Consider the following 16,175-nt stretch of genomic DNA (forward strand, 5'->3'; position numbering starts at 1 on the left):
CCTTAGTCATGGCGCGGATCGAGCGCATCGCGCAGCCCGTCGCCGAGTAAATTAAAGCCCTGCACGGCAAGGAAAATCGCCACGCCGGGGAAAACGGACATCCACGGAGCCTGCTCAAGAAACCCTTTCGCGGTGTTGAGCATGGAGCCCCAGGACGGATTTGGCGGCTGCTGTCCCAGGCCCAAAAACGACAGGCTGGCTTCGGCGATAATCGCCGAGGCAATCGCCAGCGTGGCCTGCACCAGGATCGGTGACATCACGTTTGGCAGGACGTATTTAATGATGATCCAGCGATCCGGCAGGCCAATCGCCCGCGCGCCGTCGATGTACTCTTCGTTGCGAATGGCGATCACCTGCCCGCGCGTCAGGCGGGCGAAGATCGGCATCGCAGAAAGACCGATGGCGATCATCGCGTTGGTCAGGCTCGGGCCCAAAAATGCTCCCAGCGCGATCGCCATGATCAGGAACGGACAGGCCAGTAGCGCCTCGATAAAGCGTGAGATCACCCCGTCCCACATCTTCTGGAAGTAGCCCGCCACCAGCCCCAGCGGCACGCCGATAACCACCGCAATAACGACTGACATGCAGCCCGCCATCAGCGAGGTGCGCGCCCCCCAGATAATGCGGGACAGGATATCGCGCCCCAGCTCGTCGGTACCGAACCAGTACATCGCCGACGGCGCTTTGCGCACCGCCAGGAAGTTGGCTTTAACCGGGTCGAACGGGGCAATCCACGGTGCCAGCAGCGCCAGCAGCACAAAGAACCCCACCACCACCGCGCCAATCACCGCGCTTTTATTGGCGAGGAATTTCTTCAGCACCCGGTTCTGCGCGCGCGGCAGCGCGGGGGCAACGGTTTGCGTTGTCAGTTCCGCCATGGTTAACCTCGCATTTTCGGGTTGATCAGGACGTAGAGCACGTCGGCCAGCAGGTTGAGCATCAGGAAGCCAATCGCCACGATCAGCACTACGCCCTGCACCACCGCGTAGTCACGGTTAAATACCGAGTCGACGATCATCTTGCCGAAGCCCGGAATGGTGAAGACCTGCTCGGTCAGCACCGCGCCGCCCAGCAGCTCGCCGAACAGCAGCGTGGTGAGGGTGATCACCGGCACCAGCGCGTTGCGGAACGCGTGCTTCAGGATCACCGCCTTCGGCAGCAGCCCTTTCGCCCGCGCGGTGCGGATGTAATCCGCCTTCAGGACCGCAATCATCGAGGCACGGGTGTGGCGCATCAGCGTTGCCGCGAGCCCCGTTCCGAGCACGGACGCGGGCAGCAGCAGCGTCCGCAGGTTCTGGATCGGATCTTCACTGAACGGCACGTAGCCGGACGCGGGCAGCCACTGCAGGTTTACCGAGAAGACCAGAATCAGCAGGATCCCGAGCCAGAAGTGCGGTATCGAGATCCCCGAGATCGCCACGAAGTTCGCCCCGTGATCGACCCAGCTGTTTTTGTTCACCGCCGCGAGGATCCCCATGCTGATGCCGAACGCCAGGGCGATAATCATCGCCAGCAGCGACAGCTCCAGCGTCACCGGCAGCTTGCTGGCAATTAACTGCGTTACCGGTTCATGCGTGCGTAAGGAGACGCCCAGATCGCCCTGTAGCGCCCGCGTCAGCCAGTGGAAATACTGCACGGGGATCGGCGCATCGAGGTTCAGCTCCGCGCGCAGCTGGGCGATGACAGCCGGATCGCGTTCCTCCCCGGCCATGGCGATCAGCGGGTCGCCGGGCAGCAGCTTTTGCAGCCCGAAGACCATCATGCTCACCAGCAGCAGCGTCGGGATGGCCAGCAGCAGGCGTTTGCAAATCAGTTCCAGCATGGGTTCTCCTCAGGACGTTTATTTCGCCAGCGTCAGGCCGGCCAGACGCACGATACCGTCCGGGTACGGCTTAAAGCCCTGCACTTTCTTGTTCAGGCCAAAAATGCGCGGCTCGAAGTAGAGGTAGGCAATCGGCATGTCGGTTTGCAACTGCTTCACCACCTTGTCGTACAGCGGCTGGCGGGCGGCCTGGTCGGTGCTCTGACGCGCCTGGGTCAGCCACTCATCAACCTGCGCGTTGCTGTAGCGACCGTCGTTCAGGGTGCCTTTGCTGTGGATAAAGCCGTAGATGCTGCCGTCCGGATCCGGACGACCCGACCAGCCGGAGAAACTAAGCTGATAATCACCGCTCTGCTGGCGATCCAGCAGCGTGGCGAATTCAGTCATCTGCAGGTTCAGGTTAAAGCCCGCCTCGGCGACCATCGCCTGTAGCACCTGACCGACCTGCTGCGAGGTTGGGTTGTTTGGCACCAGCAGGTTGACGGTCAGCGGCGCGGTGATGCCTGCCGCTTTCAGCAGCGCTTTGGCTTTGTCGACGTCACGCGGCGGCACCGGCAGTTTGACGTGATACGGGCTGACCGGCGAAAACGCCTGGTTTGCCGGGGTGTAGAGCCCTTCGAAGACCACCTGATTTAACGCATCGCGGTCGATGGCCTGAGAAAACGCCTCGCGCACGCGGGCATCTTTGAACGGATCGTTGGCCGGCACCTTGCCGTTGTTGATGTTGAAGGTGATGCCCTGATAGCCCAGGCCGGTCACCTTCGCCAGCGCCAGCTTGCTGTCGGCTTCGACGGTTTTAACGTCGCTGGCGGCGATGCCTTCAGTCAGATCGAGATCGCCCGCACGCAGGTTCGCGAGGCGCACGGAGGCATCCGGGATCGGCAGATAGATAATTTTGTCGAAGTGGTAGGCGTCTTTGTTCCAGTAGTTGTCGAAACGGGTCAGAACGATGCGGTCCTGCGACACGCGGCTGTCGAATTTATACGGGCCGGAACAGACCGGATGGGCGGCAAAGTCAGGCTTTTTCGCCGCTTCGGGGGCCATCATTGCGCCCGCACGGTCGGTGAGCTGCATCAGCAGCGCGGCATCCGGCGTTTTCAGGTGCAGGGCAATCTGCATCGGACCGGTGACCTCGACCGACTCCACCGACGAGATTTCGCTTTTACGCAGGGAGCCTTTCAGGGTCAGGGCGCGGTCGAGGTTATATTTCGCGGCGGCGGCATCGAATTTCTCACCGTCGTGGAAGGTAACGCCTTCGCGCAGATTGAGCGTCAGGGTTTTACCGTCCTCACTCCACGCCCAGTCTTTGGCAAGTCCAGGGACAACCTTCAGATTTTCATCCACGTCCACCAGCCTGTCGCAGAGAGAGGCAAAGACGAAGCGGCCATAGTAGGTGCGCGCCAGATGCGGGTCGAGCATGTCCGGGTCAGCGCCCAGACCAACACGCAGCACGCTTTCAGAATGGGCGGGCAGCGCCGCCCCAAGCAACATAACACTTCCCAGTACGGTCAAAAGAGAATTACGCATTGTCATTATCATGAGTTCCTTGAAGGAAGGGAGGAGTGAGTGGCCGCGTGTTCAAACAGCGCGCGGCGGCGCAGAAAGGCGGCAGAGGGCGGCGCTATCTGGATAACGCTGCGATCGCGATTAATGTCCTGCCAGCGATGGCAGGCAACCTGACGTCCGCCGTCAAGTACCTGATTTATCGGTTCCACCTGGCGGCATTCGTCGGTGACGTACGGGCAGCGGGTGTGGAAGCGACAGCCGGACGGCGGGCTGGCCGGGTTCGGCAAATCTCCCTGCAGCAGCGGCGCGTCGCGCTCAACGCCCGGCTGCATCTGCGGCGCCGAGGCGATCAGCGCCTGGGTATAGGGGTGCAGCGGTGCGTCAAAGATTTCATCGACGGTGGCAAGCTCGACGATTTGCCCGAGGTACATGACCGCCACGCGGTCGCTCATATGGCGGATCACCGCCAGACCGTGGGCGACAATCACCATCGTCAGGCCGAACTGATGCTTCAGGCTTTCAAGCAGGTTAACCACCTGCGCCTGTACGGACACATCCAGCGCGGAGACGGGTTCATCCCCCAGCAGCAGTTTCGGCCCGGAAGCCAGCGCGCGCGCAATGCCGATACGCTGGCGCTGCCCGCCGGAAAACTCGTGCGGATAGCGTCCGGCCCAGGCGGCAGGCAGGCCAACGGTCTTAAGCAGCCCGGCAACGCGATACTGCCGGTCGGCTTTTTTCATGTTCTGGTGAAGCCACAGCGGCTCGCCAACGATCTGCTCCACCGTCATGCGCGGGTTGAGCGAGGCAAAGGGATCCTGGAAGATAATTTGCAGCTCGCGCCGGAGCTGGTTCAGACGCGCTCCTGATGCGTGGGTGATCTCTTCCCCCTGATAAAACACGCGCCCTTCGCTGGCGGCCAGCAGGCGCAGCAGCAGACGACCGAGAGTGGATTTTCCGGAACCGGACTCACCGACAATCGCCAGCGTTTCGCCCGGCATCACGGCAAGCGAAACGCGGTCGACCGCCGTGACAAACCGTGCCGGGGTAAAGAGTTTTTTAGGGCCGGGGAACAGCTTGCTAAGATCGCGGGCTTCAAGAATGGGCGTGGTCATGCGGTCTCTCCCAGGGCAATGTGGTGTTCTAGCGGCACGCGGAAGCAGGCGACCTGATGGCCGGCCCCCAGCGTGGCGAGCTGCGGTTTTTCATCATGGCAGCGCGCCTGCGCAAACGGACAGCGGGTGGCAAAACGGCAGCCCTTCGGCATGAATTCCGGCAGCGGCACCGAGCCGGGAATGGTGGAAAGCGGGCCTTTACGCGCGCCAAGGGAAGGGATCGACCCCATCAGGCCGATGGTGTACGGATGCTGCGGGTCGGCAAATATCGCCTCCACACTTCCCTGCTCCACTACCTGCCCGGCATACATCACCGCCACCTGCTGGGCGACTTCTGCTACCACGCCTAAATCGTGGGTGATCATCAGCACCGCCGTGCCGGTCTCTTCTTTGAGGGCGTTGAGCAAGGCGAGGATTTGCGCCTGGATAGTGACGTCGAGCGCGGTGGTCGGTTCATCCGCAATCAGCAGTTTGGGATGGTTAATCAGCGCCATGGCAATCATCACGCGCTGGCGCATCCCGCCGGAAAGCTGGTGGGGGTAAGCTTTCAGCCTCATCTCTGCGGCCGGGATCTGCACTTTCTCCAGAACCTGTAGCGCAGCCTGCATCGCCTCTGCTCGTGAGACGTTCTGATGGCGCATGACCGCTTCACTCAGCTGATCGCCCAGCGTAAACGCCGGATTAAGCGAGGTCATCGGCTCCTGGAAAATCATCGCCAGCTCGCTGCCGCGCAGAGCGGCATACTCCCGCGGCGAGAGCTTGCGCAGATCGTGACGGCGAAACTGCATCTCACCGCTGACAATCTGCGCGCTGGCAGGCAGCAAGCCCATCAGCGCTAGAGACGTGATGCTTTTCCCGCAGCCTGACTCCCCCACCAGCGCCAGCGTTTCGCCCGCTTTGACCGTCAGGGAAATGCCGTCCAGTACGCTCACCGGAGAGCCGGAAAATTTGACGTTGAGATTATTCAGCCGCAGTACAGGCGTGGAGTCCTTAAACGGGATCGTCGTCATAGCGTGAAGTCGTCCTCAAGGTGGATCGCATGAATCAGGGCGGTTTGCAGGCTGAGCAGGTGTTCGCGCATGGCGGCCGCTGCCTCGTTAGGCTGGCGATGAATAATCGCAGCCATGATCCTGTGATGGTGGTCGTTATAGCTATCGACGCGTTCGGGCGTGCGGGCTAATTCACGCAGATGCTGCCAGCCCGGTTCACGTCTGACGGCATCAATGGCGTCAAACAGGCCGAGCATCAGGCGATTACCCGCCGCCTCGGCAATCGCCCGGTGAAAGGCGCTATCCCAGAGTTCGTTGAGATCGCGGTCATCCGGGCTGACCTTGTCGATGCGTTCCAGCATGCGCTGCATGAGCGCGAGGTTTTCCCTGGTGGCACGCAGTGCCGCAAGCCGGGCTAAGCCGGGTTCGAGCTGCAGACGAGCTTCCATCACTTCCAGAAGGTTGGTTTGCTGAACCAATCCCTGAAGGGCCAGCGGTTCAACGGGTGCAGCCGGGCCGATAAAGGTCCCTTTGCCCTGCTTACGCCAGATGCGCCCCTCTTCTTCCAGCACATCCAGCGCGCGACGCACTTCGCGTCGTCCTACGCCGAGTGTCTCCGACAGCTCACGTTCTGTGGGCAGCGGAGTGCCTGGTGTTGACTCGTGCTGGTTGATTAGCCCGCGCAGCTGTTCAAGCGCGGTGCTTGAATTTGCCAGAAACCGTGACGGTTTTTCCATATTGGTTCGCTCGCTTTCATCATTGCTTTATTTTTATTAACGATAAGTTATTGATATGGAATGACGCTTATCGTGCTAATGATTAAGCAATAACCAAACCAATACGTAATTGGTTCAGGAGGTTTTTGGAAAGCAGGAGATAAGAGGATGATTTTTCGTGATTTATATTTACAAAAAGAAACACCCTGACTGACGTCAGATGAGGCACAGGCAGATTAAATGCACAAGATCAGTGCATATAACGCACTAATGTTGTGCATTTGTTAATTAAATGCACCATATCATTTAACTTTTTGTTAATAATAATGAGGAGGAAAATTCAGGAAACTGAGACGACGAAGGCCTGAATCATTTCTGATTCAGGCCTTCTGAATAGTGGCGGAACGGACGGGACTCGAACCCGCGACCCCCTGCGTGACAGGCAGGTATTCTAACCGACTGAACTACCGCTCCACTGTTCCCGTTTGGGGAACGAGGCGCATATTACGGTGTGCCTCCGATCTCGTCAACGCTTTTTCTCACGTTTTGAATCGTTTGCTGCAAAAATCGCCCAACCGATGATTTTACAGGCATTATGGCGTTTTTTCAGGCGCGCCACATACAGCTTCCGCCCTTCTTCTGCACCAGATCAAGCCGGGACTCGTGGTCATGAAGCTCTTCTTCACTGGCTGAAACTACCCGCAACCGGCTTGCCTGACGGACAATGCGCTGAATACCCGCTTCGCCCTGCGTCTGTTGAGATTCATTTTCCATGCTGAACTTCATTGACGTCTGACCGCCGGTCATCGTCAGATAGACATCGGCCAGGATCTGGGCATCGAGCAATGCCCCGTGCAGCGTTCGCTTGGTGTTGTCTATCTCGTAGCGCGAACAGAGTGCATCAAGGCTGTTACGCTTGCCGGGGAACATTTTCCTCGCCAGCGCCAGGCTGTCCGTCACCTTACAGAAGGTGTTTGTCTTCGGGATATCGCGATTAAGCTTGCTGAATTCATAATCCATAAAGCCGATATCGAACGAGGCGTTATGGATGACAAGCTCGGCGCCCTTGATGTATTCCAGGAACTCGTCAGCGACATCCGCAAACGTCGGTTTATCCAGCAAGAACTCATCGGCAATACCGTGAACGCCGAACGCTTCTGGATCCACCAGCCGATCGGGTTTGAGGTAGACGTGGAAGTTGTTCCCCGTAAGACGACGGTTCACCACTTCAACGGCGCCGATCTCGATGATCTTATGCCCTTCGTAGTGTGCGCCGATCTGGTTCATACCTGTGGTTTCGGTATCGAGGACAATCTGGCGAGTAATTGCAGTGCTCATAGCGGTCATTTATGTCAGACTTATCGTTTAACTGAACGTTTCGAATACAGGAAGTCTACCAGAGATGCGTAAACAGGTAGAAATTTTCACCGATGGATCTTGTCTCGGTAACCCGGGCCCCGGCGGCTACGGTGCGATTATGCGCTATCGCCAGCACGAGAAAACCTTTAGCGAAGGCTATTTTCTGACCACCAACAACCGGATGGAGTTGATGGCGGCCATTGTGGCGCTGGAAGCGTTAAAAGAACATTGTGACGTGGTGTTAAGCACCGACAGCCAGTACGTGCGTCAGGGGATCACCCAGTGGATCCACAACTGGAAAAAACGCGGCTGGAAGACCGCCGATAAGAAGCCGGTCAAGAATGTCGACCTCTGGAAACGTCTTGATGCTGCGCTGGGACAACACCAGATTAAGTGGGAATGGGTAAAAGGCCACGCTGGCCATCCGGAAAACGAACGCTGCGACGAACTGGCGCGCGCTGCGGCATCCAATCCCGCTCATGAGGATGCGGGCTATCAGCCCGACGCCTAATCGGTTTTTTTGTATTGCCGCGTGGCACCCACGGTCTGGCGGATGGGCGTTTTCGACTTGCTCTGCTTCATCGGATTAAGCGTAAGGGGAATGGTTCGCTTACGCGCGACGATAAACTGCAAACAGCCTAATGCGGGCAGATGGGTGCTCAACACGACGCCCCCCTGCCGCGACCAGGGCAGCACCTGAAAGCCCCCGTAGCAGAGCACTTCAAAGTTCAGGAGTGAGAGCCAGTCGAGCTGGCGCATCATGGTAAACATCCGGCTGTTGTAGGGCGGAGTCCGGCGCAGCACCGGAACCAGCTTACGCAGGCCCATCAGGCTCAGCGGATTGAATCCGCTCAGTACCAGCCAGCCGTCATCAATCAGCACGCGATCGGCTTCGCGAAGCAGACGGTGCGGGTCGCTGCACCAGGGTAACGTGTGTGCGAGCAAACACGCGTCAACGGATTTTTCCGCAAACGGCAGATGTAAAGGGTCTGCTTTCACCTGAACCGGGGATCCGCCGAGAGAGACGTTGACCTGATGCGAGATAGCGCAGCTTTCGGTATTGATTTCCGCGCTGAGATTGCCAATCTTAAGCAGGTGAAAGCCATACATTTTCGCGAGCCAGGGCTTTAGCTGTTGTTCTAACGCCTCGCGATAGTATTCACCCCAGGGCAATTCCGCCCAACGTTCCGGTGCTGCGACAGTCTGAGGTATCCTTGCCGGTTTCATCAACACACCCGCCACGCTATAAGAGGTAATGTATGAATCTTATCAGTATTCCTGCTTTTGAGGACAATTACATCTGGGTTTTGGTTGACGACGATCGTCGATGCGTCATTGTTGACCCCGGAGAATCCACCCCCGTTTTGCATGCCATCAAGGAAAATGGCTGGAAGCCTGAAGCCATTCTGTTGACCCACCATCATCACGATCATACTGGCGGTGTGCCCGATCTGCGCGCCCACTTTCCGCATCTTGTGGTTTACGGACCGGCAGAGACACAAGATAAGGGAACAACTCAAGTAGTCGAAGAAGGCGAAAATATCCTCATACGCGAGTGGGAGTTTTCCGTATTTGCTACACCGGGTCACACTTTAGGACATCTGTGTTTCTACAGTAAACCTTATCTTTTTTGCGGCGACACGCTGTTCTCAGGGGGCTGCGGAAGATTGTTTGAAGGCACGCCTGCGCAAATGTACCAGTCTTTACAGAAGATTAACGCGCTGCCCGATGAGACGCTCATTTGTTGCGCCCATGAGTACACATTAGGGAATATGAAGTTTTCCGTGAGCCTCTTACCGGAGGATCGGGCGATTCAGGATTATTATCACAAAGTGAAGGAGTTACGTGCAAAAAACCAAAAAACACTCCCCGTAATTCTGAAAAATGAGCGCCAAATTAATTTATTTTTACGAACAGATGATATTGATTTAATTAATAAAATTAACCAAGAAACAAATTTGCAACAACCAGAACAGCGATTTGCATGGTTAAGGTCAAAGAAAGATAACTTCAGATAATTGCGGGTTGCCTTTTCAAAATTTCGCCGTTATCATCGCTCGTCTTTTAAGCAACTATTGACACACACATGAAGGCAAAAGCGATATTACTCGCCTCTGTCCTGCTTGTAGGTTGCCAGTCGCAGAACGGCAGCAACGTACAACAGCACGCACAGAGCCTTTCTGCAGCTGGTCAAGGGGAAGCAGGGAAGTTTACAAGTCAGGCGCGATGGTTGGACGATGGGACATCTTTCGCGCAGGAACAAGACTTGTGGGCCTCTATTGGCGACGAGCTAAAGATGGGAATTCCGGAAAATACCCGGATTCGCGAACAGAAACAGAAGTATTTAAGAAATAAGAGCTATCTCCACGATGTAACGTTACGGGCAGAGCCGTATATGTACTGGATAGCCGGGCAAGTTAAGAAACGTAACATGCCTATGGAGCTGGTACTCCTACCCATAGTGGAGAGCGCTTTTGACCCACACGCGACGTCTGGCGCCAATGCCGCAGGCATTTGGCAGATCATTCCGAGCACCGGGCGAAACTATGGTCTGAAACAGACCCGCAACTATGATGCGCGTCGCGATGTTGTCGCTTCAACGACAGCCGCTCTCGACATGATGCAACGTCTGAATAAGATGTTTGACGGCGACTGGCTGTTAACGGTCGCAGCGTACAATAGTGGCGAAGGTCGTGTACTGAAGGCAATGAAAGCGAATAAAGCACGGGGTAAATCCACCGATTTTTGGTCGCTCTCACTGCCACAGGAAACAAAGATTTACGTACCGAAAATGCTGGCATTGAGCGATATTCTCAAGAACAGCAAGCGTTACGGTGTACAACTGCCAACACCAGACGAAAGTCGTGCACTGGCGCGCGTTCGCCTCAGCAGTCCGGTTGATATTCAACAGGTCGCTGATATGACGGGTATGTCGGTAAGTAAATTGAAAACCTTTAATGCTGGCGTTAAAGGCTCAACTCTGGGGGCAAGTGGCCCGCAGTATGTAATGGTTCCGCAGAAACATGCCGAGCAGTTACGTGAGTCTTTGGCTTCTGGTGAAATCGCCGCCGTTCAGTCAACGCTGATCGCGGATGCATCATCAGTCAACAGCCGCAGCTATAAGGTTCGTTCAGGTGACACGCTTTCTGGCATTGCAACACGTCTTGGCGTGACGGCAAAAGATCTGCAGCAGTGGAATAATCTGCGCAGTTCAGGCCTGAAAGTTGGTCAAACGCTGACGGTGGGTGCAGGTAGCAGCGCACAGCGTCTCGCCAGCAACAGCGATAGCATTACCTATCGCGTGCGCAAGGGCGATTCACTGTCCAGTATCGCAAAACGACACGGCGTGAACATTAAAGATGTGATGCGCTGGAACAATGATACTGACAATCTGAAACCAGGCGACCAGCTGACGCTGTTTGTGAAGAACAGCGCTACGCCAGACTCCTGATAACACGATCGAAAGATAAAAAGGCACCGATTCCCCTCGGTGCCTTTTTTGTTTATCCCGCTTTTTGCGCTTCAGCCATGATGGTATCGCTGGTAAAAGAGCCATCGTCCTGCAGTTCAAAGTATGCCTTCACCTCTGCAGACGCACTCTCCTGATACAGCCTGATTGCCTGGCTTAATGCTTCCGGGGTACGCATACGCGCGATCCACGAGCTGAACTCGAGCGGTAAGCGGTCGGTAATCAACGCGCGCGCAATCAGCCCCGAGTCAGTGATAAATGAAAACCACTCACCGCTGGAGTAGTTTTGCACATGCGAGGTGTCGCGCAGCGCTTCCACCGTCTGCAGCCAGATATTGCGCACCGGATGCCCGGGCGACATCACATCCATCATGATGAAGATGCCACCTGGCTTCAGGACGCGTTTGACCTCACGTAATGCCTGGCCGACATCATGCCAGTGGTGCGCAGAATAACGGCTGATCACCACCTCAAACGACGCGTCATCAAAAGGTAAGGATTCGGCATAGCCCTGGCGCGTATTAATGTTGTCCAGCCCTTTCGCTTTCGCCGCTTCAGCAACCACCTCCAGCATCTGGCTGGATAAATCATACGCGGTAACCTGCGCCACCTGCTGCGCAGCCGTAAAGCTGGCATGCCCTGCCCCGCAGCCTAAATCCAGCACGTGCGCCTGCGGGAACGCCGCCAGGCGTTCACCGAGGCGGACCAGGTCGCGGCCAGAAGCGTGCACGGCGCTGCTCAGATAAGCATTTGCCTGAGAACCAAACTGTTTTTCTACGTTGTCATGATGGGAGTGTGTTGTTGTCATCGTACTGTCCTTTGTGTGTTTAAAATAAAGGGCAGTACCGCGCAGGCCTGCCCCACGGCAGACCTGACACACCATTATTTATCTGGTTTGCCGGGACTGAATTCAACTAGTAGAGGATTGTGATCGGAGGCGCGCGTCACCAGAACAGAAGCGTCGTGCACGCTCAAACCACGATAGAAGACAAAATCGAGAGGACGACCAAAGGCTTTTTTGCGCTGGTCATCGTTAAAACGAACTTCACGCAGGGACATTTCGCGCGCAAAGCGGTAGAGCGCATTCATGCGCGGACGGCTCCAGGCATTGAAATCGCCGGCCATAATGATGGGCCCGCTGTGATGCGCTATCTGATCGCCGATTGGAAGTAATTGCTTACTATACACATCCACACCCAGGCTGAAATTTACCGCGTGGATATTCACGACCATCAGCATCCGGGTATCCGGCAGCGGGTAGACCGTCACCAGCGCCGATTTCGCCAGGCGCAGGATAGGCTCGCGTTCGCGCAGCGGACAGCAATAGACGGGATGTGCTGCCGAAAGCGTCATCACGCCTGAAGGATGTTGAGGCAGAACAAATGCAGGCACCTGGTCGGCGGCAAGATAGTTGGTGGTCGCAAACCGCACCAGCTCAGGGGTGGTTTGCGCCTCCTGGAGCAGAACCAGGTGGGCATCTTTTCCAAAGTTCTTGAGTACCGATAACCACTCTGCACGCTGCTGCTTAAAGATATTCCACACCAGCACGCGAATTTTTTCATCGCTGCTTAACGGAGTGCCGGCGGGTAATGCCTGGCTTATGCTCGCAAACGACCCCGGAGGCAAGATCCTCTCCGCGGGCATTCCGGCAACATAACGCATGGCATAGGTATTTTTTCGCACTTTTGGAAACAGCCTCTGTAACATGAACCAGCCCGGAAAACGGACTGGTTCTAATGTTATAGGGACTTTAGGTCACACTTTCAACGCAATTTCTGAGAAACCGCTTTCCAGTTTTGTAAGCAAGCACTTACTGATGTTATCCCAGCGCTACACGAGCAGGTTTATCCAGACGCCCACTCAGGCCAATCAGCAGGAAGGCCACCAGGACAATCACCGCACCAATCCACGGTGTCTGGGTTAATCCAACATGCGCTACGGTTTGCCCGCCGATGATGGAACCCAGCGCGATGCCAATATTAAATGCGGCAATGTTCAGACCCGATGCCACATCCACCGCATTTGGCGTATAGAGCTCGGCTTTCTGTACAACATAAACCTGAAGTCCGGGAACATTACCAAAGGCAAAGATCCCCATGACCAGTACCGTGACCAGCGCGGCGTAGTGCATCGAAGCCGTGAACTGGAAAATCATCAGCAGAACAACCAGGGCCGCGAAGATGAACTTCAGCGCCGGTACCGCACCGTGCTTATCTGCAAGCTTGCCGCCCCAGATATTGCCAATGGCAACGGAAATACCATATCCCAGCAAAATCCAGCTCACGGCGTTGGGTGAGAAACCTGCCAGGTCCTGCATCATCGGTGCCAGGAAAGTGAAGGCGGTGAATACCCCACCATAGCCCAGTGCCGTAACCGCGTAGATGATCAGCAAACGCGGATGCGTGAGCACCTTCAGCTGATCGCGCAGGCTGGCGCTCGCCCGGCCAGGAATATTTGACGGTACCAGCAGCAGGCTGGTCACCAGGGCGATGACGCCCAGTAAGGAGACGGCCAGGAAAGTTTCACGCCAGCCGAAATGCTGTCCGATAAACGTGCCCAACGGTACGCCCGTGACGAGTGCAACGGTCAACCCACCAAACATGATCGCAATGGCTGAAGCCGCTTTCTCTTTGGGTACCAGGCTGGTTGCAATGGTGGAGCCAATCGAGAAGAACACACCGTGTGCAAGGCCGGTCAACAGACGGGCAATCACCAGGGTGGTGTAGTCCGGTGCCTTCCAGGCCAGAATGTTGCCGGCAGTGAACAGCACCATCAGCGCGACTAAGAGCTGCTTACGTGGGAAGCGCCCGGTCAGGGCCGTCAGGACCGGCGCACCAACGGCGACGCCCAGGGCGTAGATAGACACCAACAGCCCGGCTGAGGGCAGCGAGATCGCAAGCTGGTTAGCAATGGTAGGAACCAGTCCTACGATAACAAATTCGGTCGTGCCAATTGCAAAGGCACTGATCGTCAGGGCAAGTAGCGCCAGTGGCATAAAATACTCCGTATCATCAGGATTAAGATGACAGGCAGTATGCGCCAGTGATTAAATAACAAAAATGGTCAAAATATCAATTGAATTTTGCAGGTGGTGCAACAATGAAAGCAACGTCTGAAGAGCTCACAATCTTTGTCGCCGTCGTCGAAAGCGGCAGTTTTAGCCGGGCGGCCGAACAGCTGGGGCAGGCTAACTCCGCTATTAGCCGCTCGGTAAAAAAACTGGAGATGAAGCTGGGGGTAAGTTTGCTCAACCGAACGACGCGACAGCTGAGCCTGACGGAAGAAGGAGAGCGTTACTTCCGCCGCGTGCAGTCGGTACTGCAGGAGATGGCCGCAGCGGAGACGGAGATTATGGAAACCCGCAGCACGCCGCGTGGATTGCTGCGCATTGATGCGGCCACGCCGGTTGTGCTTCACTTTCTGATGCCGCTGATCAAGCCTTTCCGCGAACGTTATCCGGAGATGACGCTCTCTCTGGTCTCCTCAGAGACGTTTATCAACCTCATCGAGCGGAAAGTGGATGTGGCCATCCGCGCGGGAACCCTGACAGACTCAAGCCTGCGTGCCCGCCCTCTGTTTGCCAGCTACCGCAAAATTATCGCATCACCAGAGTATATTGCCGAACATGGTAAACCGGAGACGGTTGAAGAATTGAAGCAGCACCTGTGCCTGGGCTTTACGGAGCCTGTGTCGCTGAACACCTGGCCTGTCGCCTGTCATGATGGCCAGCTGCATGAAATTACCTGCGGGTTATCGTCGAACAGCGGGGAAACGCTAAAACAGCTGTGCCTCACCGGGAATGGCATCGCCTGTTTGTCGGATTACATGATTGATAAGGAAATTGCTCGCGGTGAGCTCGTGGAGATAATGGCCGATAAGCGTCTACCGGTAGAGATGCCTTTTAGCGCAGTGTATTACAGTGACAGAGCGGTAAGCACGCGCATCCGGGCCTTTATTGACTTCCTGAGCGAGCATATAAAAACAGCTCCCGAAGGAGCTGTGTGAGGGTTTAGAGTACAGAGGGGGTTAATATCAATCCCAGTCAGGCGCTAAGCCTTCCGGGCTAACCAGACGATCGTTGCACTCCAGGGCTGCGATCGCTTTTTTATCGTCAGCATCCAGCTGAAGATCCGTTGCTAACAGGTTGCTGGCCAGGTTTTCACGTTTAGTTGAAGATGGGATCACGGCATAACCTTCACCCATTGCCCATGCCAGAATGACCTGCGCGGCAGTCGCGTTGTGTTTCTCAGCGATACGCGTAATCACTTCATCTTTCAGCGCTTTACCATAGGCCAGCGTCATGTATGAGGTGATGTGGATACCGTGCTGTTTTGCCCAATCCACGACTTTGCGGTTCTGCAGGTAAGGAGACAGTTCAATCTGGTTGGTCGCAATATTTTCTGCACCTACAGCAGCAATGGCTTTTTCCATCAGCGGAATGGTGAAGTTGGAGATACCAATTTCACGGGTCAAGCCCTGAGCTTTTGCTTCCAGAAGGGCCTGCATGAATTCTTCCACAGAAACGGCATCGTTCGGTGATGGCCAGTGAATCAGCGTCAGATCCACGTAGTCAGTGCGCAATTTCTTCAGGCTCTCTTTCAGGCTCGGGATCAGCTTGTCTTTGCTGAGGTTTTCAATCCAGATCTTTGTAGTGATGAACAGCTCATTACGCGGCACACCGCTCTCTTCGAGAGCTTGTCCAACGGCAGCTTCATTTTCATAGATCTGTGCCGTATCAACTGCGCGATAACCCAGTTCAAGTGCGGTTTTAACCGATGCGATCACAACGTCGTCTTTCAGGCGGAATGTGCCCAGACCAAATGCAGGGAGAGTCATATAATCCTCGTTATTCATAATGTTTGTTAACTGAGGAGAATTATCGCAGCAGCGGTTATGAAGAAAAAGATCGTAAAACGCAGAGGATTTTTGCTGATTTAGCAATAATGAGGCAACAGCTAAGAAAAAAGCCCTGAGCGTTAACTCAGGGCTTTTAATAAGTGGCGGAACGGACGGGACTCGAACCCGCGACCCCCTGCGTGACAGGCAGGTATTCTAACCGACTGAACTACCGCTCCACCGAAGACTGCTGTAACCACCGGATTTATGCACCGGCTTACTACTTAATTTGATGCCTGGCAGTTCCCTACTCTCACATGGGGAGACCCCACACTACCATCGGCGCTACGGCGTTTCACTTCTGAG

At 55.8% G+C, this 16,175-nt stretch carries 16 protein-coding genes and 2 tRNA genes; 4 read left to right on the top strand and 14 right to left on the bottom strand.

Features of this window, described 5'->3' with window-relative positions:
- Positions 1-2: 2 nt before the first annotated feature.
- From ABR39_RS13700 to dnaQ, 8 genes are all read right to left on the bottom strand, one after another.
- On the bottom strand, positions 3-878 hold the full coding sequence (locus tag ABR39_RS13700; protein ID WP_047347362.1) for an ABC transporter permease: 876 nt from the start codon (positions 876-878) through the stop codon (positions 3-5).
- 2 nt (positions 879-880) lie between these two features.
- Positions 881-1,822: an ABC transporter permease gene (locus ABR39_RS13705; RefSeq protein WP_047347363.1), complete on the bottom strand. Its 942-nt coding sequence runs from the start codon at positions 1,820-1,822 to the stop codon at positions 881-883.
- Positions 1,823-1,840: 18 nt separating this feature from the next.
- Positions 1,841-3,355: an ABC transporter substrate-binding protein gene (locus ABR39_RS13710; RefSeq protein WP_205626272.1), complete on the bottom strand. Its 1,515-nt coding sequence runs from the start codon at positions 3,353-3,355 to the stop codon at positions 1,841-1,843.
- Positions 3,356-3,357: 2 nt separating this feature from the next.
- Positions 3,358-4,440: an ABC transporter ATP-binding protein gene (locus ABR39_RS13715; protein WP_047347365.1), complete on the bottom strand. Its 1,083-nt coding sequence runs from the start codon at positions 4,438-4,440 to the stop codon at positions 3,358-3,360.
- Entirely contained in the window at positions 4,437-5,450 is a 1,014-nt protein-coding gene (locus ABR39_RS13720; RefSeq protein WP_047347366.1) for an ABC transporter ATP-binding protein, read from the bottom strand. The genes ABR39_RS13715 and ABR39_RS13720 overlap by 4 nt, the downstream gene beginning before the upstream one ends.
- Positions 5,447-6,166 (bottom strand): FadR/GntR family transcriptional regulator, encoded by a 720-nt coding sequence (locus ABR39_RS13725; RefSeq protein WP_047347367.1) that lies wholly within the window; start codon positions 6,164-6,166, stop codon positions 5,447-5,449. Before ABR39_RS13725 ends, ABR39_RS13720 begins: the two co-directional genes overlap by 4 nt.
- A gap of 376 nt (positions 6,167-6,542) precedes the next feature.
- Positions 6,543-6,619 (bottom strand) — tRNA-Asp (locus tag ABR39_RS13730).
- A gap of 132 nt (positions 6,620-6,751) precedes the next feature.
- Positions 6,752-7,483 carry a DNA polymerase III subunit epsilon gene (gene dnaQ / locus ABR39_RS13735; RefSeq protein ID WP_047347368.1) on the bottom strand — a complete coding sequence of 244 codons (732 nt, stop codon included), beginning with the start codon at positions 7,481-7,483 and terminating at the stop codon, positions 6,752-6,754.
- 64 nt (positions 7,484-7,547) lie between these two features.
- Here dnaQ and rnhA point away from each other — a divergent pair, with 64 nt between their 5' ends.
- Positions 7,548-8,015, top strand: a complete 468-nt coding sequence (gene rnhA, locus ABR39_RS13740; protein WP_023310485.1) for a ribonuclease HI — start codon at positions 7,548-7,550, stop codon at positions 8,013-8,015.
- Here rnhA and ABR39_RS13745 read toward each other — a convergent pair.
- A complete protein-coding gene (locus ABR39_RS13745) occupies positions 8,012-8,731 on the bottom strand; it encodes a class I SAM-dependent methyltransferase (RefSeq protein ID WP_047347394.1) in 720 nt (239 codons plus the stop codon). The two genes, rnhA and ABR39_RS13745, sit on opposite strands and share 4 nt — an antisense overlap.
- 32 nt (positions 8,732-8,763) lie before the next feature.
- Here ABR39_RS13745 and gloB point away from each other — a divergent pair, with 32 nt between their 5' ends.
- Both gloB and mltD read left to right on the top strand, forming a co-directional pair.
- Positions 8,764-9,522, top strand: a complete 759-nt coding sequence (gene gloB, locus ABR39_RS13750; protein ID WP_047347369.1) for a hydroxyacylglutathione hydrolase — start codon at positions 8,764-8,766, stop codon at positions 9,520-9,522.
- 68 nt (positions 9,523-9,590) lie between these two features.
- On the top strand, positions 9,591-10,955 hold the full coding sequence (mltD, locus tag ABR39_RS13755; RefSeq protein WP_047347370.1) for a murein transglycosylase D: 1,365 nt from the start codon (positions 9,591-9,593) through the stop codon (positions 10,953-10,955).
- A 52-nt stretch (positions 10,956-11,007) separates the two neighbouring features.
- On the opposite strand, the gene ABR39_RS13760 is transcribed toward mltD, so the two are convergent.
- The 3 genes from ABR39_RS13760 to ABR39_RS13770 form a co-directional block, all read right to left on the bottom strand.
- Positions 11,008-11,781: a class I SAM-dependent methyltransferase gene (locus ABR39_RS13760; RefSeq protein WP_047347371.1), complete on the bottom strand. Its 774-nt coding sequence runs from the start codon at positions 11,779-11,781 to the stop codon at positions 11,008-11,010.
- A gap of 74 nt (positions 11,782-11,855) precedes the next feature.
- Complete coding sequence (locus ABR39_RS13765) at positions 11,856-12,656, bottom strand: endonuclease/exonuclease/phosphatase family protein (RefSeq protein WP_047347395.1); 801 nt, start codon at positions 12,654-12,656, stop codon at positions 11,856-11,858.
- A gap of 136 nt (positions 12,657-12,792) precedes the next feature.
- Entirely contained in the window at positions 12,793-13,968 is a 1,176-nt protein-coding gene (locus ABR39_RS13770) for an MFS transporter (RefSeq protein ID WP_023334594.1), read from the bottom strand.
- A 104-nt stretch (positions 13,969-14,072) separates the two neighbouring features.
- Between ABR39_RS13770 and yafC the strand changes: the two genes are divergently transcribed.
- Entirely contained in the window at positions 14,073-14,978 is a 906-nt protein-coding gene (gene yafC / locus ABR39_RS13775; protein WP_047347372.1) for a DNA-binding transcriptional regulator YafC, read from the top strand.
- 27 nt (positions 14,979-15,005) lie between these two features.
- On the opposite strand, the gene dkgB is transcribed toward yafC, so the two are convergent.
- Positions 15,006-15,809, bottom strand: coding sequence for a 2,5-didehydrogluconate reductase DkgB (gene dkgB / locus ABR39_RS13780; protein WP_047347396.1), 804 nt, complete (start codon positions 15,807-15,809; stop codon positions 15,006-15,008).
- Positions 15,810-15,971: 162 nt separating this feature from the next.
- Positions 15,972-16,048 (bottom strand) — tRNA-Asp (locus tag ABR39_RS13785).
- Positions 16,049-16,175: the final 127 nt, after the last annotated feature.

The sequence above is a fragment of the Enterobacter genomosp. O genome (genome assembly GCF_001022965.1).
Lineage (GTDB): Bacteria > Pseudomonadota > Gammaproteobacteria > Enterobacterales > Enterobacteriaceae > Enterobacter > Enterobacter cloacae_L.

What these genes read in the sequence shown, in the direction of transcription:
- ABR39_RS13700 (WP_047347362.1), bottom strand. Translation starts at nt 878, where the DNA reads ATGGCGGAACTGACAACGCAAACCGTTGCCCCCGCGCTGCCGCGCGCG.
- ABR39_RS13705 (WP_047347363.1), bottom strand. Translation starts at nt 1,822, where the DNA reads ATGCTGGAACTGATTTGCAAACGCCTGCTGCTGGCCATCCCGACGCTG.
- ABR39_RS13710 (WP_205626272.1), bottom strand. Translation starts at nt 3,355, where the DNA reads ATGACAATGCGTAATTCTCTTTTGACCGTACTGGGAAGTGTTATGTTG.
- ABR39_RS13715 (WP_047347365.1), bottom strand. Translation starts at nt 4,440, where the DNA reads ATGACCACGCCCATTCTTGAAGCCCGCGATCTTAGCAAGCTGTTCCCC.
- ABR39_RS13720 (WP_047347366.1), bottom strand. Translation starts at nt 5,450, where the DNA reads ATGACGACGATCCCGTTTAAGGACTCCACGCCTGTACTGCGGCTGAAT.
- ABR39_RS13725 (WP_047347367.1), bottom strand. Translation starts at nt 6,166, where the DNA reads ATGGAAAAACCGTCACGGTTTCTGGCAAATTCAAGCACCGCGCTTGAA.
- dnaQ (WP_047347368.1), bottom strand. Translation starts at nt 7,483, where the DNA reads ATGAGCACTGCAATTACTCGCCAGATTGTCCTCGATACCGAAACCACA.
- rnhA (WP_023310485.1), top strand. Translation starts at nt 7,548, where the DNA reads ATGCGTAAACAGGTAGAAATTTTCACCGATGGATCTTGTCTCGGTAAC.
- ABR39_RS13745 (WP_047347394.1), bottom strand. Translation starts at nt 8,731, where the DNA reads ATGAAACCGGCAAGGATACCTCAGACTGTCGCAGCACCGGAACGTTGG.
- gloB (WP_047347369.1), top strand. Translation starts at nt 8,764, where the DNA reads ATGAATCTTATCAGTATTCCTGCTTTTGAGGACAATTACATCTGGGTT.
- mltD (WP_047347370.1), top strand. Translation starts at nt 9,591, where the DNA reads ATGAAGGCAAAAGCGATATTACTCGCCTCTGTCCTGCTTGTAGGTTGC.
- ABR39_RS13760 (WP_047347371.1), bottom strand. Translation starts at nt 11,781, where the DNA reads ATGACAACAACACACTCCCATCATGACAACGTAGAAAAACAGTTTGGT.
- ABR39_RS13770 (WP_023334594.1), bottom strand. Translation starts at nt 13,968, where the DNA reads ATGCCACTGGCGCTACTTGCCCTGACGATCAGTGCCTTTGCAATTGGC.
- yafC (WP_047347372.1), top strand. Translation starts at nt 14,073, where the DNA reads ATGAAAGCAACGTCTGAAGAGCTCACAATCTTTGTCGCCGTCGTCGAA.
- dkgB (WP_047347396.1), bottom strand. Translation starts at nt 15,809, where the DNA reads ATGACTCTCCCTGCATTTGGTCTGGGCACATTCCGCCTGAAAGACGAC.